This window comes from Streptoalloteichus tenebrarius, assembly GCF_024171885.1.
Lineage (GTDB): Bacteria > Actinomycetota > Actinomycetes > Mycobacteriales > Pseudonocardiaceae > Streptoalloteichus > Streptoalloteichus tenebrarius.
The window spans coordinates 121,460-142,623 of sequence record NZ_JAMTCP010000012.1; the positions used below are offsets into that span (position 1 = coordinate 121,460).

General features: G+C 73.5%; 18 protein-coding genes, 1 tRNA gene and 1 riboswitch. Of the genes, 10 read left to right on the top strand and 9 right to left on the bottom strand.

The annotated features are described in order from the left end of the window. Nucleotides 1–22 precede the first annotated feature (22 nt). Together LX15_RS13525 and LX15_RS13530 are read right to left on the bottom strand one after the other, a co-directional pair. A complete protein-coding gene (locus tag LX15_RS13525) occupies nt 23–619 on the bottom strand; it encodes a TetR/AcrR family transcriptional regulator (protein ID WP_253669911.1) in 597 nt (198 codons plus the stop codon). A gap of 170 nt (nt 620–789) precedes the next feature. Continuing rightward, nucleotides 790–1,683 (bottom strand): acyl-CoA desaturase, encoded by an 894-nt coding sequence (locus tag LX15_RS13530; RefSeq protein WP_253669928.1) that lies wholly within the window; start codon nt 1,681–1,683, stop codon nt 790–792. Nucleotides 1,684–1,932: 249 nt separating this feature from the next. Between LX15_RS13530 and LX15_RS13535 the strand changes: the two genes are divergently transcribed. From LX15_RS13535 to LX15_RS13560, 6 genes are all read left to right on the top strand, one after another. Beyond that, complete coding sequence (locus tag LX15_RS13535; protein WP_253669912.1) at nt 1,933–3,111, top strand: alpha/beta hydrolase family protein; 1,179 nt, start codon at nt 1,933–1,935, stop codon at nt 3,109–3,111. 151 nt (nt 3,112–3,262) lie between these two features. Continuing rightward, a tRNA-Gln gene (locus LX15_RS13540) sits at nt 3,263–3,333 on the top strand. A 111-nt stretch (nt 3,334–3,444) separates the two neighbouring features. After that, nucleotides 3,445–5,052, top strand: coding sequence for a GGDEF domain-containing protein (locus tag LX15_RS13545; protein WP_253669913.1), 1,608 nt, complete (start codon nt 3,445–3,447; stop codon nt 5,050–5,052). Between the two features lie 173 nt (nt 5,053–5,225). After that, on the top strand, nt 5,226–6,812 hold the full coding sequence (gene glmU / locus LX15_RS13550; protein ID WP_301304527.1) for a bifunctional UDP-N-acetylglucosamine diphosphorylase/glucosamine-1-phosphate N-acetyltransferase GlmU: 1,587 nt from the start codon (nt 5,226–5,228) through the stop codon (nt 6,810–6,812). Nucleotides 6,813–6,829: 17 nt separating this feature from the next. Beyond that, nucleotides 6,830–7,801 (top strand): ribose-phosphate diphosphokinase, encoded by a 972-nt coding sequence (locus LX15_RS13555; RefSeq protein WP_253669930.1) that lies wholly within the window; start codon nt 6,830–6,832, stop codon nt 7,799–7,801. A 473-nt stretch (nt 7,802–8,274) separates the two neighbouring features. Continuing rightward, complete coding sequence (locus LX15_RS13560) at nt 8,275–8,598, top strand: hypothetical protein (protein ID WP_253669914.1); 324 nt, start codon at nt 8,275–8,277, stop codon at nt 8,596–8,598. A 271-nt stretch (nt 8,599–8,869) separates the two neighbouring features. Here LX15_RS13560 and LX15_RS13565 read toward each other — a convergent pair whose 3' ends face one another. Then, on the bottom strand, nt 8,870–9,502 hold the full coding sequence (locus LX15_RS13565) for an NAD(P)-dependent oxidoreductase (protein WP_253669915.1): 633 nt from the start codon (nt 9,500–9,502) through the stop codon (nt 8,870–8,872). 103 nt (nt 9,503–9,605) lie between these two features. On the opposite strand from LX15_RS13565, the gene LX15_RS13570 reads away from it, so the two are divergent. From LX15_RS13570 to pth, 3 genes are all read left to right on the top strand, one after another. Further along, a complete protein-coding gene (locus LX15_RS13570) occupies nt 9,606–9,989 on the top strand; it encodes a winged helix-turn-helix transcriptional regulator (RefSeq protein WP_253669916.1) in 384 nt (127 codons plus the stop codon). A 190-nt stretch (nt 9,990–10,179) separates the two neighbouring features. After that, a complete protein-coding gene (locus LX15_RS13575; RefSeq protein ID WP_253669917.1) occupies nt 10,180–10,797 on the top strand; it encodes a 50S ribosomal protein L25/general stress protein Ctc in 618 nt (205 codons plus the stop codon). A 222-nt stretch (nt 10,798–11,019) separates the two neighbouring features. Next, entirely contained in the window at nt 11,020–11,595 is a 576-nt protein-coding gene (gene pth, locus LX15_RS13580; RefSeq protein ID WP_253669918.1) for an aminoacyl-tRNA hydrolase, read from the top strand. 60 nt (nt 11,596–11,655) lie between these two features. Here pth and LX15_RS13585 read toward each other — a convergent pair whose 3' ends face one another. Further along, nucleotides 11,656–13,488 (bottom strand): fatty acyl-AMP ligase, encoded by a 1,833-nt coding sequence (locus LX15_RS13585; protein WP_253669919.1) that lies wholly within the window; start codon nt 13,486–13,488, stop codon nt 11,656–11,658. Between the two features lie 257 nt (nt 13,489–13,745). Between LX15_RS13585 and LX15_RS13590 the strand changes: the two genes are divergently transcribed. Beyond that, nucleotides 13,746–14,630: a hypothetical protein gene (locus LX15_RS13590; protein WP_253669920.1), complete on the top strand. Its 885-nt coding sequence runs from the start codon at nt 13,746–13,748 to the stop codon at nt 14,628–14,630. A 27-nt stretch (nt 14,631–14,657) separates the two neighbouring features. On the opposite strand, the gene LX15_RS13595 is transcribed toward LX15_RS13590, so the two are convergent. The 5 genes from LX15_RS13595 to LX15_RS13615 all read right to left on the bottom strand — a co-directional run bounded on the left by LX15_RS13595 (nt 14,658) and on the right by LX15_RS13615 (nt 20,393). Beyond that, on the bottom strand, nt 14,658–16,454 hold the full coding sequence (locus LX15_RS13595; RefSeq protein WP_253669921.1) for an ABC-F family ATP-binding cassette domain-containing protein: 1,797 nt from the start codon (nt 16,452–16,454) through the stop codon (nt 14,658–14,660). Between the two features lie 78 nt (nt 16,455–16,532). Further along, a complete protein-coding gene (locus LX15_RS13600; RefSeq protein WP_253669931.1) occupies nt 16,533–17,498 on the bottom strand; it encodes a 4-(cytidine 5'-diphospho)-2-C-methyl-D-erythritol kinase in 966 nt (321 codons plus the stop codon). Nucleotides 17,499–17,756: 258 nt separating this feature from the next. Continuing rightward, the gene (locus tag LX15_RS13605) at nt 17,757–18,581 is read right to left on the bottom strand and encodes a MetQ/NlpA family ABC transporter substrate-binding protein (RefSeq protein WP_253669922.1); all 825 of its coding nucleotides are present in this window, start codon (nt 18,579–18,581) and stop codon (nt 17,757–17,759) included. A gap of 106 nt (nt 18,582–18,687) precedes the next feature. Then, the gene (locus LX15_RS13610) at nt 18,688–19,371 is read right to left on the bottom strand and encodes a methionine ABC transporter permease (RefSeq protein ID WP_253669923.1); all 684 of its coding nucleotides are present in this window, start codon (nt 19,369–19,371) and stop codon (nt 18,688–18,690) included. Next, nucleotides 19,368–20,393 (bottom strand): methionine ABC transporter ATP-binding protein, encoded by a 1,026-nt coding sequence (locus tag LX15_RS13615; protein ID WP_253669924.1) that lies wholly within the window; start codon nt 20,391–20,393, stop codon nt 19,368–19,370. The genes LX15_RS13610 and LX15_RS13615 overlap by 4 nt, the downstream gene beginning before the upstream one ends. A gap of 209 nt (nt 20,394–20,602) precedes the next feature. After that, nucleotides 20,603–20,692: riboswitch (SAM riboswitch) on the bottom strand. Nucleotides 20,693–21,164 lie beyond the last annotated feature (472 nt).

Genomic DNA, 21,164 nt, shown 5'->3' on the forward strand with positions numbered 1-21,164 from the left:
TCAGCCGGCGCGGGGCCGGGGGTCAGCGGCGCGTGCGGAGCTGGGGCTTGTGCTCCAGGTGGGACAGGCCCTTCCACGCCAGGTTGACCAGGTGCGCGGCCACCTCGTCCTTCTTCGGCTTGCGCACCTCCAGCCACCACTGGCCGGTCAGCGCGACCATGCCCACCAACGCCTGGCTGTAGAGCGCGGCGAGCTTCGGCTCGTACCCCCTGGCGTCGAACTGCACGCCCAGTATGTGCTCGACCTGACTCGCGATGTCGTTGAGCAGACTGGAGAAAGTGCCGCTGGCGCTGGCCACCGGCGAATCCCTCACGAGGATGCGGAACCCGTCGCTACAGTCCTCGATGTAGTCCAGCAGCGCGGTCGCGGCCTGCTCCAGCAGTTGCCGGGGATGCCCGCCGGTGAGCGCGGAGACGATGCGGTCCAACAGGTTGCGCATCTCGCGGTCGACGACGACGGCGTAGAGGCCCTCCTTGCCGCCGAAGTGCTCGTACACCACGGGCTTGCTCACGCCGGCCCGATGGGCGATCTCCTCGATCGAGGTCGCCTCGAACCCCTTCTCCGCGAACAGGGCGCGACCGATGTCGAGCAGTTGCTCACGGCGTTCCTTACCGGTCATCCGGACCCGGGCCACCTTGGCGTCGCCTCCCCCGGACCCATCCTCCCGGATTCGTCCTCGCCGTCGCACCGCCACCCGAACAGCCTAGATGACGAGGGCGAACACCGGGCCGTATGTGCCCATCCCGCCGGTGGCGGCACGGGCGCACACGGCCCGCGAAGCCCCCGCCGCTACTTGGCGCTGATGCGGGCGAGCCGCTGCGGCGTCGGCCACCGCACGTTCCACACCCAGCCGAACTTCTCGAACAGCCAGATCACCCTGGCGGAGATGTCGATCTGACCGCGCAGCACGCCGTGCCGGGCGCAGGTCGGGTCGGCGTGGTGCAGGTTGTGCCAGGCCTCGCCGAAGGAGAAGATCGCCAGCGGCCAGAAGTTCGCGGCCTTGTCCCGGCTGGCGAACGGCCGCTCGCCGATCATGTGGCAGATCGAGTTCACCGACCAGGTGATGTGGTGCAGGACGGCGGTCCTGACCAGGCCGGCCCAGAAGAACCCGGTCAGCGCGCCCCACCACGACCAACTGATCAGGCCGCCGAGGACGCCGGGCAGCAGCAGGCTCAGCGCGGTCCACAGGCCGAACAGCCGGTCCACCGCCAGGATGTCGCGGTCGGCGAGCAGGTCGGGCGCGAACCGCTCCTTGTTGGTCGACTCGCGCTCGAACAGCCAGCCCATGTGGGCGTGCCAGAAGCCCTTGGCGAGCGCCCACGGCGAGGAGCCGAACATCCAGGGCGAGTGCGGGTCGCCCTCCTTGTCGGAGTAGGCGTGGTGGCGCCGGTGGTCGGCGACCCAGTCGACCACCGAGCCCTGCACGGCGGTGCTGCCGGCGATCGCCAGCGCGACGCGCAGCGCGCGGCGGGCCTTGAACGACCCGTGGGTGAAGTGCCGGTGGTAGCCGACGGTGACGCCCAGGCCGCTGATGACGTAGAAGGCGACGAACAGGGCCACGTCGACCCAGCCCAGCCCCCAGCCCCACGCGAGCGGCACCGCGGCGGCCAGGGCCAGCGTCGGAAGAAGCACGAAGAGGTACACGGAGACCTGGGCGGCGGTGCCGCGCGGCTCCTCGAACATCGGTTTGGGCGCCCGCCGCGAGGCGGTGGCTTCGGGGGCGAGGGTCATGTGCTGCTACCTCGGTGTCAGGAGACGGCCAGCCGTCCTTACCTACGGCTACGGAACCGTAACCTACGCCAGCGTAAGTTCTTGGCCGGCGAGGCGCCAGTGGTGCCTCCCCGACCGGCGGCGTGTCGCCCGCGCCACAGCGGGCGTGTCGCGGCGCCACACGCCCCATCCCTCCGTAGGGGGAGGGCGCAGGATGTGGCGATGCGTTCCGTCACCACCCCTGCTCGTCGGCGTCGCCGGATCGGGTTTCTCGTCCTCCTGTCGGTGATCGCGCTGCTGGTGGCGGGCGGTTCCGGCGGCGCCTGGTACTACAGCGCCGAGTTGCTCCAGCCGGAGCGCGCCCAGGCGGTGGAGTACCCCGAGAAGGTGATCAGCATTCGCCGGGAGGGGGCGGAGACGACGGTCGTGCTCACCGAGTCGGCCCGCACCGCCAAGGCCGGCACCTGGGGTCTGGACTGGGACAGCGGCTCGGCGCGCGTCGGCGACGTCCTGCGGCGCGGTGACGGACGGGTGGAACGTCGTCTGCTCGCCGGCGCACCACCCGAGGGCGCCAGCGTTCGCATGAGCGCGGAGGTGTGGAACGGGGACCCGCGCAGCGCCCACGGACTGGAGTTCAGCGACGTGTCCGTGCGGACCGAGTTGGGCGACGCGGCCGCGTGGTTCGTCCCCGCGGCCCCCGACGTGGCGGCCTCGCGCGCGGACGCGAAGGACGCCCCGTGGGTGATCACCGTCCACGGGCGGGGCGTCACCCGGCGCGAGTCGTTGCGCGTCCTGCCCGTGTTGCACCGGCTCGGCCTGCCCGTACTCGCCATCTCCTACCGCAACGACGTGGGCGCGCCCTCCTCGCCGGACGGCCTGTTCCACCTCGGCGACACCGAGTGGCGGGACGTGGAGGCCGCGGCGCGGTACGCGCGCGACCACGGCGCGCGGCGCGTCGTGCTCTACGGCTGGTCGATGGGCGGCGCGATCGTCGGGCAGTTCCTCGCCCGGTCGGAGCTGGCGTCGATGGTCAGCAGGGTCGTGCTGGACGCGCCCGTCGTGAGCTGGAAGAAGACGCTGGAGGCCCAGTCGGCCAACCGGGGCGTGCCCAGCGCGTTCACCCCGCTCGCCGAGCTGGTCTCCGGTTGGCGCGCCGATCTGGACTTCGACCGGTTCGAGCTGGCCGCGCACCCTCCTGCCGCGAAACCGCCGACGCTGCTGATGCACGGCTCGGCCGACCACACGGTTCCGGTGGCGGCGTCCCGCGACCTCGCCGCGGCCGCGCCGGGCCTGGGCTGGCCGCTGGAGTACGTCGAGTTCCCCGACGCGGAGCACGTCGCCGAGTGGAACGCCGACCCCGACCGGTACGAGCGCGTGGTGAGCGCGTTCCTGCGCGGCTGAATCTCGCGCGCGACGCGGCTGAGCTGCGGTGGGGCCCGGGATCGGCGGGCGCGGGGAGAGATCACGGCCACGTCGCCGTTCTGCTCCTCCGGCCGGATGTGCCACGATGTCGATCGGCGGCTGTCACGACCCTGTTCGCGGACGTCGCCGTTCCGCCGTGGTGTAACGGCAGCACCTCGGATTTTGGTTCCGATGGTCCAGGTTCGAATCCTGGCGGCGGAGCTGCCGGGGCCACCCCCGCCGGCAGCGGTGGTGGCCGGGGACCGGCCTGCCCACAGGGGGTGTTCGCCGCTGCACGATGCCGCCAGCGACCCGGGGCCCACGTTGGGCGAGATGTCCAACGCGTGGCTGGTCGCCCGTGCCCGTGAGCTGATCGCGCACGCCCAACGCGACGGGACCGACGGCCAGCTCGCCGCCGCCGAGGAGACGCGCCGGCTGCTCGACGAGGCCCAGCGGCGGGGCGAGCCGTGGACGCTCGGACAGGTCCTGCGGGCGGTCGCCGTGGTCCGGCTGGTCACCCCCGTCCTGTCCGACACCGCCGACCCGGTCCTGGACGAGCTGCTCCAGCACACCCGCCGGCACGGCCTGGTCGTCCTGGAGTCCGACGCGTTCGCGTTACGCGGCGCCCGCGCGCTCCAGGCGGGCAACGAGGACATCGCGTTGTCGTCCGTCGCCACCGCGTTGGCGATGCTGGACAACCCGGCGCCGGACGTGCTGGTCACCAAGCGCACCTGGGAGCGGCTGCTGGCGACCGCGCTGGTCGACATCGGCCTGGTGCTCACCCAGCTCGGCGTGCACGAGATGGCCGACGAGGTGCTGGCCAGGGCCCACCAGTGCATCCGGGACAACGGGGGCCCGCACGAGATCTCCGTGCACCTCATCAACCGGGTGAAACTGCTGATCGGCTGGGGCCTGCGGCTGGAGCGGGTGGGCCGCGAGGAGGACGCCCAGGAGCGGTACGACACGGCGGCGGCGATCGCGGTGGCCGTGGAGGGACCGTGGCGGGAGTCGCTGTTCCCCCGGCGGGAGGACATGGCGGCCTGGGAGCAGATGCCGGTGCTCGGCGCGGCGTTCGCCCTGGCCAGCCCGGGCGGTGAGCACGTCCCGCTGCTGCGGGCCCTGCTCGACGAGGTGATCTCCCCGAGGGAGGAGATCCTCGTCGCGCTGGCGCTGGCCCGGTGCCTGGAGCTGGACGGCCACCCCGAGGAGGCGCTCCAGGTCCTGGCGACCTCCCGCAAGCACCTGGCCGAGGACACCTCGGAGCCGGCGTTGCGCCTGTCCCTGGTCCGGGAGTTCGCCCGGCTGTCCGGGCCGGACGGGGGCGAGGTGACCATGAGCGCCCTGGAGCAGTACACCCACGAGCTGGAGTCCGAGCTGTGGTCGCTGCGCCAGGCGCGGATCGCCACGCTGCTGACCCGGCTGGAGCACGAGCGGCTGAGCCGCCGCGCCGGGGCGTTCGCGGCGCAGGCGTTCCAGGACCCGCTGACCGGGCTGCCGAACCGCCGCGCGCTCGACGAGCACCTGGCGGCGCTGCTGGAGGACGCGCGGGAGCAGCCGCTGTCGGTGGCGCTGGTCGACCTCGACGGGTTCAAGAACGTCAACGACCGGTGCTCGCACGCCGAGGGCGACGACGTCCTGCGGATCGTGGCCGGCACGTTGCGCAACGCCCTGCGGCTGGACGACGTGGTCACCCGCTACGGCGGCGACGAGTTCGTCGTGCTGCTCCCAGGCGCTCCCCTGCCCGCCGCCGAGGCCGCGCTGCAACGGGCCGTGGACACCGTGGCGCAGCTCCCGCACTCCTTCTCCCGGGGTGTGACGTTGTCGGTCGGCGTGGTGGCCGCCGGCCCCGCCGACTCCAGCACCCACGTCCTCGCCCGCGCCGACGCCGCGATGTACCAGGCCAAACGGCGGGGCGGCAACCAGATCGCCAGCGGCGTCTGAGCCGGGGGCCGCGCCCGCGGCTCGTCGATCTCCCGGGACCGGTGGGGCGGAACCGCGCCGACGTCGCCCGCGGGAACGCCCCGTAGGATCGGTATCCCGGGGGGCCATGGCGCCCCTGGGCCACCGCCTTGCGGCGCCCCACCGATCAGCGAAGACGGATCTAGGGAGAGCTGATGCTCCAGGGCGGGACCGCCTCAGCCTGCTCCGCGACCGACCGCTCCGTGTCCGACCACGCCGCGACCGACCACGCCGCGACCGATCCCGGCGCCACGGCCGGCCCGGTGACCGCCGTGGTCCTGGCCGCGGGCGAGGGCACCCGGATGCGCTCGGCCACCCCCAAGGTGCTGCACCCGGTCGCCGGCCGCCCCCTCGTGGAGCACGCGGTCAGGGCCGCCGCCGGCATCGACCCGGCGCACCTGGTCGTGGTGGTGGGGCACGGGCGCGAGGCCGTGGCCGCGCACCTCGACGGGCTGGGCGCCCGGCTCGGCCGCGAGCTGCGCACCGCCGTCCAGGAGGAGCAGAACGGGACCGGGCACGCCGTGGGCTGCGCCCTCGACGCGTTGCCCGCCGACCTGACCGGCACCGTCGTCGTCAGCTACGGCGACGTGCCCCTGCTCGACACCGACACGCTGCGCGCCCTGCTCGCCGAGCACGCGGCCTCCGCCAACGCGGTGACCGTGCTCACGACCGTCGTCGCGGACCCGACCGGCTACGGGCGGATCCTGCGGGCGGAGGACGGCACGGTCGCCGGCATCGTCGAGCACAAGGACGCCAGCGAGGAGCAGCGCGCCATCACGGAGATCAACTCCGGGGTGTACGCGTTCGACGCCGCCGTGCTGCGGGACGCGCTGGGCAGGATCTCGACCGACAACGCGCAGGGCGAGCTGTACCTGACCGACGTGCTGGGCATCGCGCGCGGCGACGGCCGGCGGGTCGGCGCGCTGGTCTGCTCCGACCCGTGGCTGGTCGAGGGCGTCAACGACCGGGTCCAGCTCGCCCGGCTCGGCGGCGAGCTGAACCGCCGGCTGCTGGAGCGGTGGATGCGCGCCGGCGTGACCGTGGTCGACCCGGCCTCGGTGTGGCTGGACGCCGACGTGGAGCTGGCCAGGGACGTCGTCCTGGAGCCCGGCGTGCAGCTCCGCGCGGGGACCACCGTCGGCGAGGGCGCCGTGATCGGCCCGGACACCACGCTGACGGGCTGCTCCGTGGGCGCGGGCGCGACCGTCGTGCGCACGCACGGCACCGACGCCGAGATCGGCGAGAACGCCTCCGTGGGGCCGTTCGCCTTCCTGCGGCCGGGCACCCGGCTGGGCGGCGACGGCAAGATCGGCGCGTTCGTCGAGGTGAAGAACTCCGACATCGGCACCGGCAGCAAGGTGCCGCACCTGAGCTACGTCGGCGACGCCACCATCGGCGACCACAGCAACATCGGCGCCGCCACCGTCTTCGTGAACTACGACGGGGTGCGCAAGCACCGGACGGTCATCGGGTCCCACTGCCGCACCGGCTCGGACAACATGTTCGTGGCCCCGGTGCGGGTGGGCGACGGCGCCTACACGGCAGCCGGCTCGGTGATCACCCACGATGTGCCGCCCGGCGCGATGGCGGTCGCCCGCGCCCGGCAGCGCAACGTCGAGGGCTGGGTGGCCCGGCGCCGGCCGGGCACCGCAGCCGACGAGGCCGCCCAGCGCGCCCTCGCCGCCGGGGACACCGGGGCGGCGGACGGCGCGGCTGGGGACACCCATGGGGAGGGAGAATGAGCATGGGCGTCAGCGCGATGTCCGCGACACCGAAGAAGAGCCTCATGCTCTTCTCCGGGCGCGCGCACCCGGAGCTGGCCGAGGAGGTGGCCAAGCACCTGGACGTGACGATCACGCCGCAGTCGGCCTACGACTTCGCCAACGGCGAGATCTTCGTCCGGTTCGAGGAGTCCGTCCGGGGCTGCGACGCGTTCGTCATCCAGAGCCACTGCGCGCCGATCAACCAGTGGCTGATGGAGCAACTGATCATGGTGGACGCGCTCAAGCGCGCCAGCGCCAAGCGCATCACCGTGATCATGCCGTTCTACCCGTACGCGCGGCAGGACAAGAAGCACCGCGGCCGGGAACCCATCTCGGCGCGGCTGGTGGCCGACCTGTTCAAGACCGCCGGCGCGGACCGGATCATGACGGTGGACCTGCACACCGCGCAGATCCAGGGCTTCTTCGACGGCCCGGTGGACCACCTGTGGGCGATGCCGCTGCTGGCCGCGCACGTCAAGGAGAAGTACTCCGGCTCGGACATCACGGTCGTCTCGCCGGACGCCGGCCGCACCAAGCTGGCCGAGAAGTGGGCGGACACGCTCGGTGGCTACCCGATCGCGTTCATCCACAAGACCCGCGACCCGCTGAAGCCGAACGAGGTCGTGGCCAACCGGGTGGTGGGCGAGGTGCGGGGCCGCACCTGCGTGGTGATCGACGACATGGTCGACACCGGCGGCACCATCGCCAAGGCGGCGGAGCAGCTCCTGGCGGAGGGCGCCAAGGAGGTCATCATCGCGGCGACGCACGGGGTGCTGTCCCGGGACGCGGCGGACAAGCTGGCGAACTGCGGCGCCCGTGAGGTGATCTTCACCGACACGCTGCCGATCCCCGAGGAGAAGCGGTTCCCCCGGCTCACCGTGCTCTCCATCGCCCCGCTGCTGGCCAGGGCGATCCAGGAGGTCTTCGAGGACGGCTCGGTGACGAGCCTGTTCGACGGCAACGCCTGAGCCAGGAGACCCGGAGAACGGAGTCAGGGAAGGCGGCGCGCCCCACGGGGTGGCGCCGCCTTCCCGTTTCCTCAGCCTTCTCGTTTCGTCAGCGCCGGCGTCCACCCCGGCCGCCCGAGACCCGAGCGCCGCGCCACTCCTCCACTTCCCAGGTCAGCCCCCACCCGTCCCGGGGGGCGAGCCCCGCTCCAGCCTATCCGCTCGCGACGGGCAGTCACCAGTGCATCACCGCCCGCTGTGGATAACTTCCGCGCCTGTGGACAACTCCGGGGGAACACCGGAGATCGACTTGACAGTCGCTTTCCATCCATTTCTCACGAATGCGCGGCTTTGAGCGCCAGAAGAGTGAAGAAGGCCACCGTCAGACGACATCCAGACGACATCAGATGACAAAGACCTCGCCATTCGGGGGAACCGTCTCACCCGACAGCGCGTCCATTGGCCCGGCACAACAACGAGCCGGAGGTGACGACGTGCTGGTCTGGCGGGGCTGGGGAATTCTCGTCCTGGTGCTGGGAGCGGTCTGCGGGGGCGGTGGCACCGCGATCGGGGTCGCGCTCGGCGGGGCCACCGACCACGCGAACCTGGGAACCGCCGTCGGCCTGGCCCTGGCGGGTGTGGCGATCTGGTTCCTCGGCAAGCACCTCAACCGCCCGGTTCCCGGCTACCACCCCCAGACCGGTCAGCCGGTGACATACCGCAACCAGCACCAGTTCTTCTTCGTGCCGATGCAGTTCTTCGGCCCGGTGGCCGGGGCCGCCGCGGTGGCCGCCGCCGTCATCGCCCTCACCTCCTGAGGCCCGCGCCGAGGCCACACGTCGACACACCGACACGCCGAAGGCCGCTCCCACCGACGCGGGGAGCGGCCTTCGGCGTTCCGCCGTCGAGCCCGGTCCAACCCGGCCCTCCCACTCAGGCCCGGTGGTTCAGGTCAGCCCGGCCCAACCTCCACAGGCCCATCCACCCATCCACGCCGACCGAGCTGGGCGCAGCCCGCCAGCCAGCCGGCTCAGACGGCTCAGACGGCTCAGACGGCTCAGTCGGATCAGCCAGGTCGACCCAGTCGACTCAGTAGGCGACGGTGAACCGCTGACGCGTGTGTGCCGGCTTCTCGACCTCGTCGAGCAGGGCGACCGCGTAGTCCTCCACGGAGATCCGCGACGCGCCGCTGTCGTCCACCAGGAGCTGGTCGCCGCCGAGCCGGAACCGCCCGGTCCGCTCCCCCGGCGCGATCTCCGCGGCCGGGGACAGGTACGTCCAGTCGACGTCGTCGCCCTCGGCCCGCAGCGCCGCGAGGGCGTCCGCCTGCGCCCGCGCCTCCGGCAGGTAGGCAGCCGGGAAGTCCGGCGTGTCGACCAGGAGCGCGCCCGGCGCGACCTCCAGGCTGCCCGCGCCGCCCACCACGACCAGCCGGGCGCCCGCGGTCCGCGCGGCGTCGAGGAGCCGGCGGGCGGCGTCGGCCAGCGTGGCCCCGGGGGACGCCTTCGACGAGATCGCGCTGATCAGCACGTCCGCCCCGGCCACGACGTCGGCGAGGAACGGGGCGTCGAACAGGCTGCCGGTCCGCACCGTCAGGCCAGGCCGCCCCGCCGGGCCGCTGGCGTTCCGCGCGACCGCCGTCACCTCGTGCCCCCGGCGGAGCGCCTCGTCGAGCACCCGACGACCAATCATCCCGGTGGCGCCAACCAGTACGAGCTTCATGTCCCACTCCTGTCGTTCTCGCAGGTCAGACCACGGTATCTACTGGTTATCGAGTACTTCAACGTGCTATAGATACCCTGTGGTTACCGAAGAGCCGGCACCGGTGCCGGACCCCAACCTGTACGACCCGGACTGCCCGACCCGGCTGGTGCTGGACCGGATCGGCGACCGGTGGACGGTGCTCGTCGTGCTGCTGCTCTCCCAGAAGAGCCCCATGCGGTTCACCGAGCTGCGGCGACACGTGGGCGGGATCGCGCCGAAGGTCCTGACCCAGACGCTGCGCGCCCTGGAACGGGACGGCCTGCTCAGGCGCACGGTGTACGCGGAGGTCCCACCCCGCGTCGAGTACGAGCTGACCGAGCTGGGCAGGTCCCTCCGCGCCCCCATCACCGCGATCGGCCGGTGGGCCGAACGTCACGTCGGGGAGGTGCTCGACGCCCGCGCCAGCTACGACGACGACCAGCGCGCGGACCAGGTCGACGCCTGAACCGCCCCCCGGTTCGCACCCGTCCGGCGGACCGCCTACACTTTCCGGGTTGCCTCGGCGAGGGTGGGCCTCGCGCCTGGCGTGATCGACGCGGCGGCGCTGATGCCGCGCGCTGTCCTCACCCCACCGCGCCCCCGCCGCCGCAGGCCGAAGACCCCACACCCGCCCGACGTCATCGAGGAGCACCACCGTGTCCGAGGTCCGTCTCGCCGCCGAGCCGCGCACCGAGTTTGGCAAGGGCGCCGCCCGTCGCACCCGTCGCGCCGGCAAGATCCCCGCGGTGCTCTACGGTCACGGCTCTGACCCCAAGCACCTGGCGCTGCCCGCCCTGGAGTTCGCCCGCGTGGTCCGCGAGCACGGCCACAACGCCGTGCTGACCCTGGACCTGGGCGACGGCAACAGCGAGCTGGCGCTGACCAAGACCGTCACCACGCACCCGATCAAGAACTACATCGAGCACGTCGACCTGCTGCTGGTGCAGCGGGGCGAGCAGGTCACCGTCGAGGTGCCGGTGGTCGTCACCGGCGAGCCCGCCCCGGGCACCCTGCTGACCCAGGAGCTGACCGAGGTCACCCTCCAGGCCGAGGCGCTGCACATCCCCGAGCAGGTCGAGCTGTCCGTGGCCGGCGTGGGCGCCGGCACCCAGATCCACGCCCGTGAGCTGTCGCTGCCCCAGGGCGTCACCCTGGTCACCGACGCCGAGGCCCTGGTCGCGAACGTCGTGCCCGCCCCGACCGCCGCCCAGATGGAGGCCGAGGGTGGCGCCGCCGAGCCCGCCGAGGCCGCGGAGGCCGCCGCCGAGGCGTGAGCCCCCTGCCCTCAGACGTCGGGCGTTGACGGGTACTGACGGGCGAAGGGTCGGGCGGGCCGTCGTGATCACGGCGATCACCAGGCCCGCCGAGGCCCACGCGGTCGGCCCGGCCACCGTGGCCGGAACCGGCCACCGCAGCACGAACGCGAACGGCGCGTCGCCTCCGGGCGGCGCGCCGTTCGCGCACACCGAGCGAGCGACCGGAGCGGGGAGCGACAGGTGACGGAGGAGCTGGCGCTGGTGGTCGGCCTGGGCAACCCCGGGCCGGCGTACGCGGGCAACCGGCACAACGCCGGGTTCATGGTGCTGGACGAGCTGGCCGCGCGGATGGGCGGCCGGTTCAAGGCGCACCGCAGCGGCGCGGAGGTCGTCGAGGGGCGGCTGGCCGGGCGCAGGGCCGTGCTGGTGAAGCCCCGCTCGTTCATGAACGTCTCCGGCGGGCCCGTGGTCGGGGCCGCCCGGTTCTACAAGGTCGCGCCGTCCTCGCTGGTCGTCGTGCACGACGAGCTGGACATCGACTTCGGCGCGGTGCGGATCAAGCTCGGCGGCGGCGAGGGCGGGCACAACGGCCTGCGCTCGATCTCCAAGTCCCTCGGGGCCAAGGACTACTACCGGGTGCGGTTCGGCATCGGCCGCCCGCCCGGCCGGATGGACCCCGCCGACTACGTGCTGCGTGACTTCTCCACGGTCGAGCGCAAGGAACTGCCGTTCGTCATCGACCGCTGCGCGGACGCGGTGGAGTCGTTGCTGACCGACGGCATCGAGGTCGCGCAGAACAAGTTCCACGCCCTCTGACCAGGGGATCGGGGCGCCCGCCAGCGCCCCGCCTTCGCGCAGCCTTCGCGCGGCTGTCGCTCAGGCGTCGAGGAGCGGGGCGAGCCGGTCCCGGGCCGCGGCGCGGCGCAGCTTGCCGGACGGCGTCTTGGGCAGGCTCGACGGCGGGAGCACCACCACGTTGACGGGGCGGGCGCCGACCGCGTCCATCACGCGGGCCGTCACCTCGCGCCGCAGCGCGCGTTCCGCCGACGGGTCTCCCGCCAGCCGCGACTCGACCGCGACCGCGAACCGTTCCCGCCGGCTGCCGGCGTCCAGCCGCAGCGCGACCGCGTTGCCGGCCCTGACCCCGTCCACGGCGCAGGCCGCCCGCTCGATGTCGGTCGGGTAGATGTTGCGGCCGCCCATGATGATCACGTCCTTGCGGCGGCCGCACACCACGACCTCGCCCGAGGCGAGGTAGCCCTCGTCGCCGGTGTCCAACCACCCGTCCGCGTCCTGGGCCGGGACCGGGCCGTCGGTGGTGAGGTAGCCGGGGGTGACGGAGGTCCCGCGCAGCCGCAGCAGCCCGACCTCCCGGTCGCCCAGCTCGCGGCCGTGCTCGTCGACCACCCGCACCTCCAGACCCGCCAGTGGCGGGCCGAGCAACGGGAAGGCGCGCACCGGCCTGCCCGCGTGCCCGGCGCGGCCGGCGGCCGTCGTCGCGCCGGTGGCGGTGTGGGCCGTCGCGCCGGTCGCGGTGTGGGCCGTCGCGCCGGTGGCGGTGTGGGCCGTCGCGTCGGTCGCGGTGTCCGTCACCGCGTCGGCCACGGTGTCGGCCGTCGCGTCTGCCATGGCGTCCGTCCCCGCGCCGGTCACGGGGACCGCGCGTCCTCGCAGCGCCAACGTCTCGGCGTCGACCACGTCCACGCGCGGCCCGCTCCCCAGCCGGGCGAAGGACACGCCGAGCGTCGCCTCCGCCATGCCGTAGGCGCAGACCATGCTCTCCCGGCGCAGCCCGAACCGCGCTCCCGCGTCGAGGAACGCGCGCACCGCCTCGGGATCGATCGGCTCGGCCCCGTTCAACGCGAACCGCAGGGTCGAGAGGTCGTACGCGCCGTCCGGCGCCTTGGCCAGCTTCCGGCCGGCGACGGCGTAGGCGAAGTTCGGGCCGGCGGTCACGGTGCCGCCGTACTCGCTGATCAGCTCCATCCACAGCAGCGGGCGGCCGAGGAAGTCGGCGGGGGTGGCCTTGACCAGCTCCAGGCCGAAGACCATCGGCGCGGTCAGGCAGCCGACCATGCCCATGTCGTGGAACAGCGGCAGCCACGACACCACCACGTCCGCGCCGACGTCCAGCCGGGCGGCGGCGGTCATCGCGTCGAGGTTGGCGGCGAGGTTGTCGTGGGTGATGCGCACCGCCTTGGGGTCGGCGGTCGAGCCGCTGGTGAGCTGGAGCAGGGCGGTGTGCCCGCCGTCGACCGGGACCGGCTCGGCCAGCGGGGTCCCGGCCAGCTCGGTGATCCGCCGGAACGCGACCCGGTGCTGGCGGAGCACGTCGCCGACGGCGTCGAACGGGTCGCCGAGCAGCACCAGCCGCGCGTCGATCATCCGCAGGACCCGCAGGGTGTCGGCGGCCCATGTGGCGAGATCGGTGCGGGCCGTGGGCTGGTGCAGCATCGTGACGCTGCCACCGGCCAACCACACGGCCTGCGCGGCCGGGGCGATCAGGGCCGGGTCCCCGGCGAGCACGGCCACCGCGTCGCCCGGCCGCACCTCGGCCCCGACGAGCGCCCCGGCCATCCGCAGCGCGTCCCGGTGCACCTCGGCCCAGACGCGCCGCGCGGGACGGGCGGGCGCTCCGGTCGTCATGCCGCGTTCGAGGCCGCGGGCGCTCCGCGCCGTGGCCACCAGCTCGTCCACGAACCGGCTCATGCTGCGGAGGGTACGACCGGAGATCGACTCTCGGCCCCCCTCGACCCGACAACAACCCGTCCGGGGTGTTGTCCGGAGAGAACGAGTGATCGTGACGACGACGGGTCCAGGACCGGCGGCACGGAATCTGACCGAAGGTGTCAATACCGTCACCCTTCGCACGCGTCGTCGGTAGCGTTCGGACGAGAGTCGAGGTGGGCGCCAGTGCTCGACCGCCCGACGGTCGAGCACGGCCACGAGCACCCGTGGGAGTGGCGGTGACCGACGAGCAGGGCCGGCGGGAGGACCGCCCGGGCGCGCACCATCTCCGCGTCGAGGGCCGGATCGGCGGCCACAGCGTGCAGGCCGGCCGGATCGACGGCGGCGTGCACATCCACCCGACGGCCCCGGCAACGCGACGACGAGCCGTGTTCCTGTGGCTCGCGCCGGCGCTGACGCTCGTGGTGGCCGTCGCCGCGTTCGTCTTCTGGCTCTACGGCCCCAGGACCACGGCGGCTCCCGGGCCGGGCGGGGACGGGAACCGGGCGGGCGACCCGCCGCACCACGACGTGCCGTTGACGGCCAAGGTGAGCACGGTTCACGGGTGCCCGGGCGGCAACTGGGTCGTCCCCCAGGGGGTCGACCTCGCCGCGCTGCCGCCCGCGGACGCCCTCAACGACGAGTGGGCGCGCAGGCAGGGTGCGGTGGCGGCCTCCCAAGCGGTCTACAGCATCACGATCCAGGGGAAGTCGCCCAGCGTCGCCGTCGTGCTCCAGCAGATGCGGGTGAAGGTGCTCGACAGGGAGCCCGCGCCCAGCACCGGGGTCCTCGTCAGGACCTGCACGGGAGCCGGCGACAAGTTCCCCCGGCACTTCCGCGTCGACCTGGACCAGAAGACCCCGAGGGCGACGCCCCTGGCCGGTGACGGGCCGGAACCGGGCGACGGGCAGGGCGAACCGGCGGTGGGGTTCCCCTACCAGGTCTCGGCCACCGACACCGAGGTCTTCTGGCTGTTCGCCGTCACCCGGGCGCACACGGTCCGGTGGCGGGTCGAGCTGGACTGGACGGCCATGGGCAGGACGGGCACGTACACCATCGACCACGACGGCGACCCGTTGCGGACCGCGGCGGGCGACGCGCTGCCGGGGCACGACCACACCTGACAGCGCGACCCGCCCTGGCGGCCCGCCTCAGGAGACCTGCTCGGCCAGCTCCATCCAGCGCTGCTCGACCTCGTCCTTCTCGGCGAGCACGGCCCGCAGCTCGGCGTCCAGCGCCAGCAGCCGGTCCGGCTCGGTGGCGGCGGCCGCGAGCGCGGCGTGCAGCTCGGCCTCCCGCGCGGCGAGGCGGTCGAGCTGCCGCTCCAACTTGGCCAGTTCCTTCCGCGCGGCGCGCAGGTCGGCGCCGGACGGGCCGCTCCTGGCGACCGGCTCGGCGGGGCGTGACGGCTCCTCGGCCACCCTCGCCACCGGGCTGGTCGCGCCCTCCCTGCGCCGCAGGTACTCCTCGATGCCGCCGGGCAGGTGGGTGATGCGGCCGTCGCCGAACAACGCCACCACCGTGTCGCAGACCCGCTCCACCAGGTACCGGTCGTGGGAGACCACCACGAGCGTGCCCGGCCACGAGTCGAGCAGGTCCTCGAGCTGCTGGAGGGTGTCGATGTCCAGGTCGTTGGTGGGCTCGTCGAGCAGCAGGACGTTCGGCTCCGCCATGAGCAGCCGGGCGAGCTGGAGCCGCCGCCGCTCACCGCCGGACAGGTCGCCGACCGGGGTCCACTGGCGGCCCTGGGGGAAGCCGAACCGCTCGGCGAGCTGCGAGGCGGTCAGCTCGTGCTTGCCGAGCCACACGCGCCGCGCGACCTCCTCGATCGCCTCCAGGACACGCAGCTCGGCCGGCAGGTCGTGCAGCTCCTGGGTGAGGTGGGCCAGCCGCACGGTCTGGCCCTCGACGCGGCGGCCGGCCTCGGGCTCGCTGTCGCCGGCCAGCAGGCGCAGCAACGTGGTCTTGCCCGAGCCGTTCACGCCGACCAGGCCGATCCGGTCGCCGGGGCCGATCCGCCAGGTGACGCCGTCCAGCAGGACCCGGCCGTCGTCGCCGGGGATGGACAGCGAGACGTCCTCCAGCTCCAGCACGGTGCGGCCGAGCCGGCGCTTGGCGAAGGCCAGCAGCTCCACGCTGTCCCTGGGCGGCGGCACGTCCGAGATCAACGCCTCGGCGGCCTCGATGCGGAACCGGGGCTTGGAGGTGCGGGCGGGAGCCCCGCGCCGCAACCAGGCCAACTCCTTGCGGGCGAGGTTGCGCCGCTTCTCCTCCAGCGTCTCGGCGAGCCGGGCCCGCTCCGCCCGCGCGAACACCCAGTCCGCGTAGCCGCCCTCGTACTGCTCGACGCGCCCGCCGACGACCTCCCAGGTCCTGGTGCAGACCGTGTCGAGGAACCAGCGGTCGTGGGTGACCACGACCAGCGCGCAGCGCCGGGCGAGGAGGTGGTCGGCCAGCCAGCGCACGCCCTCGACGTCCAGGTGGTTGGTGGGCTCGTCCAGCACCACCAGGTCCAGGTCGCGGACCAGGGCGGCGGCCAGCGCGACGCGGCGGCGCTCGCCGCCGGACAGCGGCCCGACCCTGGTGTCCAGCCCGAGCGCGGAGATGCCCAGGCCGTCCAGCACCGACCGCACCCGGGGGTCGGCCGCCCACTCGTGGTCGGCGGCGTGGCCGAGCGGGTCGATCACGCACTCGCGGATCGTGGCCTCCGGCGGCAGCTCGGCGCGCTGGGTGACCACCGCCATCCGCAGGTCGCGGGCGCGGCTGACCCGGCCCTCGTCGGGCGGCTCGACGCCGGCCAGCACCTCCAGCAGGGTGGTCTTGCCCCCGCCGTTGAGACCCACGACGCCGATCCGGTCGCCGGTGTTGACGCCGAGCGAGACGGCGTCGAGCAACGCGCGGACGCCGAAGCTCTTGCTGACCGACTCCAGGTTGACCAGGTTGGCCACGAAACTCTTTTCCTCCTGCGCTCGCGCGCGCTGACGCTCGTCGGCCCGGTCCCCGCCGGCGTGGCGGGGCGCTCCGGGCTACGCGTGGACCTCGGGCGGGGTGGGCCGGGTGGGTTCCTCGCAGGCCACGACCCTGGCTCCCGGCACCGGCCCCTGCGCCACCCTGACGGTGCGGCACACGCCGGCGCCGGACAGCTCCGCGGCCACGCGGACCGCCGAGGCACCGTCGGCGCACAGGAAGGCGCAGGTGGGGCCGGAGCCGGAGACGATGCCGGCGAGCGCGCCCGCGGCGACGCCGGCCCGCAGCGTGCGCCGCAGGGAGGGCCGCAGCGAGACCGCCGCCGACTGGAGGTCGTTGCCCAGCAGCAGGGCGAGCTGCCGGGGGTCGCCGGTCGCCAGGGCCTCCAGCACCGGCTCGACCGCGCCCACCCTGGGTGGCCGGCTCTCCGCCCGCAGCCGGTCCAGCTCGCGGTAGACGTCGGGGGTGGACAGGCCGCGCCGGTCCAGGGCGACGACCCAGTGGAAGGTGTGCCGCCCGAGCACCGGGACGAGGCGTTCGCCGCGGCCGGCGCCGAGCGCGGTGTTGCCGTAGAGCGCGAACGGCACGTCGCTGCCCAGGCGCGCGCCCACCTCGGCGAGCTCGTCGCGGGTCATGTCCAGCTTCCACAGCGCGGCCAGGCCGACCAGGGTGGCGGCGGCGTCGGCGCTGCCGCCGGCCATGCCGCCGGCGACCGGGATGCCCTTGCGGATGACGACCCGCACCTTGGGGTCGTAGGGGTCGCGCCCGGTGCGCTCGGCCAGCGCCTGCACGGCCCGCCAGGCGAGGTTGGACGCGTCCGTGGGCACGGTGGCCGCGCCCTCGCCGTGGACCTCGACCCCGGGGTCGTCGGCGACCGCGACGGTGACCTCGTCGGTCAGCGACAACGCCTGGAAGACGGTGACCAGCTCGTGGTAGCCGTCCGGCCGAACGTCACCGACGGACAGGTGCAGATTGACCTTGGCGGGCACGCGGACGGTGACCGGAGGAGGGACGACGGCGAGCACGTCCGTCGAGCCTACGCGGCGTCGCGCTCCGCCCGCACTTAGCCGGCTCACGACCGCACCTCCACCCGGTCCCGGACGCCCCAGCGAGGCCGTCCCCTCACCCGTCGGTCACGCGGCACCCCCCGAACGGGGGTGGCCCTGACCTCCGATCGTCCCTCATTCCGGTAAACCTGCGGTGACGACACCCGATCAGGGGCGGACAGACGCCGGCGGCGGTCGTGCGGGAGACCCCGCGCGACCGCCGCCCTGCGCCGCGTCTCAGCTCGTGGCCGAGGTGACCGCGCCCTGGAAGTTCTTCTCGATGTACTCCTTGACCCGCGGCGAGGTCAGCAGCTCCTGGAGCTTCTTGATCCGCTCGTCCCCGGCGAGCTCGGGCCGGGTGACCAGGCCGTTGGCGTAGGGGTTGCCCTCGGCCTTCTCCACCGCCAGCGCCGTCTTCAGGTCCTGGCCGGCCTGGAGCGCGTAGTTGCCGTTGATGACCGCGGCGTCGACCTCGTCCAGGCTGCGCGGCACCTGGGCCGCCTCCAGCTCGACGATCTGGAGGTTCTTCGGGTTCTTCGTGACGTCGTTCTTGGTGGCGGTCCGCTCGGTGCCCGCCTTCAGCTCCAGCACGCCGTTCTGGGCGAGCAGGGTCAGCGCCCTGGCCTCGTTGGTCGGGTCGTTGGGCACCGCGACCTTCGCGCCGTCGGCCAGCTCGGCCAGCGACTTCACGCCCTTCTTGGAGAAGGCGGCCAACGGCTCCAGGTGGACGGGGCCGACCCAGTGGAGCTTCACGCCCTTGTCGGCCTCGAACTTCTCCAGGTAGGGCTTGTGCTGGAAGTAGTTGGCCTCCAGGCTCTTCTCCGCCAGCGAGGTGTTCGGCGTCACGTAGTCGGTGATCTCGACGACCTCCAGCTTGAGGCCCTTGTCCTTCGCCAGCTCGTCCTTGACGTAGTTGAGGATCTGGGCGTGCGGCACCGGGCTCGCGCCGACCCGCAGCGGCGCCTCGGGGTCCTTCGCGGCGTCGGAGCCGCCGCCGCACGCGGACAGGCCCAGGGTCACGGTGGTGGCCAGCACGGCCGCGGTGAGGGCGCGGAATCGCATCGATGGGTCCTTTCGGGTGCGCGTCGGCCCGCCACCGGACGTGGCGCGACGCGGGCCGGGCGGGTCCGCCCGGCGTTCGGGGTGGGTGTGGGACGGGGGCGGGGTGTCAGGCGTTGACGCGGCGGCGGCGGTCCAGCAGGCGCGCCGCGCGGTCGAAGCCGAACTGCACGACGATCACCAGGACGGCGAGGACCACGATCGACGCGATCATCACGCGGGTGTCGTAGCGCTGGTAGCCGTAGCGGATCGCGAGGTCGCCGAGGCCGCCGGCGCCGACGACGCCGGCCATGGCCGAGTAGCCGACGAGCGCGACCAGGGTGACGCCGATCGCGCCGACCAGCCCGGGGGCGGACTCGCGGAGCAGCACGCTGTGCACGATCTTCATCCGGCTCGCGCCGGTCGTCACCGCGGCCTCCACGACCGTGGCGTCGACCTCGCGCAGGGCGTTGTCGACCAGCCGGGCCACGAAGGGCACCGCGCCGACCGTCAGCGGCACGATCGCCGCCTCGGCGCCCAGCGTGGTCCCGGCGACGACCTTGGTGAACGGGGAGATCGCCAACAGCAGGATGATGAACGGCATCGAGCGGCCGACGTCGACGACGAGGGACAGCAGGCGGTGCGCCAGGCGTCGCGGGCTCAGCCCTCCCGGTGCGGTCACATGGAGCAGCACCCCGAGCGGGACGCCGAACAGCGCCGCGAACACCGTCGCCACGCCCACCATGTAGATCGTGTCACCGGTCGCCTCCAGCACGAGCTGGAAGACCTTGGACCAAGGCGTTTCCGCCTTCACGCAGCTACCTCCTCGCGTGTGGCGCGACGCACCACACCGCCGTGCTCGGTGATGAAGTCCAGCGCCGCGTCCGCGCGGTCGCCGGAGAGGCCGACGCGGAACCGCGCGACCGGGGTGTCGGCGAGCCGGGTCAGGCCGCCGCCCAGCACGGCCAGCCGCACGCCGAAGCGGGTGGACGCCTCGGGCAGCAGCGCGCCGACCGCGGCGAAGCCGACCAGCGTGACGTCGGCGATCCGGTCGTACCGGCCGTACCCGGTGTCACTGTCCACACTGGACAGACCAGTGATCTGGTCGGTGGTGGGCAGCAGCGCGGAGGCGGTGCGGCTCTGCCGCGCGACGAGGTCCAGCACCCTGCCGTGCTCGACGACCCGACCCTTCTCCAGCACCGCCACGTCGTCGCAGATCCGCCGGACGACGTCCATGTCGTGCGTGACGATCAGGACCGTCACGCCCAGCTCGGCGCGGGCCCTGTCCAGCACGCCCAGCACCGACGCCGTGGTCTCCGGGTCCAGCGCCGAGGTCGGCTCGTCGGCCAGCAGCACCGACGGGCTGCCGGCCAGCGCCCTGGCGATCGCCACGCGCTGCCGCTGACCGCCGGAGAGCTGGTCCGGGTAGGCGCCGGCCTTGTCGGCGAGGCCGACCAGTTCGAGCAGCTCCAGCACGCGGGCGCGCCGCTGCAACCGGGCCGCGCCGGCCGACTCCAGCGGCAGCGCGACGTTGCCGGCGGCTGTGCGTTGCCGCAACAGCGAATCCCCTTGCGGCACAACACCGATCTTGCGCCGGGCGGCGCGCAGCGCGGCCCCGCTGAGGCTCACCAGGTCGGTGCCGTCGACCCGGATGGCGCCGGCGTCCGGCTTCTCCAGCAACGCGACGCACCGCGCGAGGGTCGACTTGCCGGCGCCGCTCTGCCCGACGACGCCGCACACGGTGCCCTGCGGCACCTCCAGCGACACGCCGTCCAGCGCCACGAGGGTCTCGCCACGCCCTCGGAAGGTCTTGACCAGGTTCTCGACAGTGATCACGTCAACTCCACGGCAGCACGCGACCGGGCGCCACCGCCGCACGGGCCGCTCAGGGCGAGCGGCGGCGCGGAGGCGTCCGATGTGGACTCAGGAAGGGGGGTTCGCTGGATCAGGCGTCGACGCGCCGACAGCCGGACGCGGTGCGTCGGCACTGGTCGACCACACGCCGACGCGTGAGCATTCGCTGCATTCGCTGACGAGGCATCTCGGCTCCATCGCTCCTGGCGTTAGCACCTGCCCCCCAGGGGTGGTTGCTGCGGCGTCGTCGAGCCAGGTCTCTCGGCCGCTCGGGATGGATTGCCCGGACAGTAGACAGCACGCGTCCCACGAATGGCAAGCCCAGGGGCGTCCCAGGACGTGGATCGTTCGCCACATCACACCTGCGGCCGAACGCATCCCGTGCTATCGCACCAGTCCGTGATCACACAATCACCCGTCGTGCCGCTAGCCCTCCGGACCTGACCCGCCCCGCGCACCCGCGCTCGACGGGCGACGGGCGACGGGCGACGGGCGACGGGCGACGGGCGACGGGCGACGGGCGACGGGCGACGGGCGACGGGCGACGGGCGACGGGCGAGCGTACGGCTTGTCGACGTCCCCGTGGCGTTCCCCTCAGGAGTCCCGCCAGCGACCCGAAGACCGCGGGCCCCCGCCGCCTACAGGGCTTAGTAAGGGGGGAACCCCCATCTCGAACATCGCACGCGGCACCGACAGAAACGGGGCATCGGATCACCCGGAGGAACGAAGGCAGGCCAGAAATGCCCCGAGCGG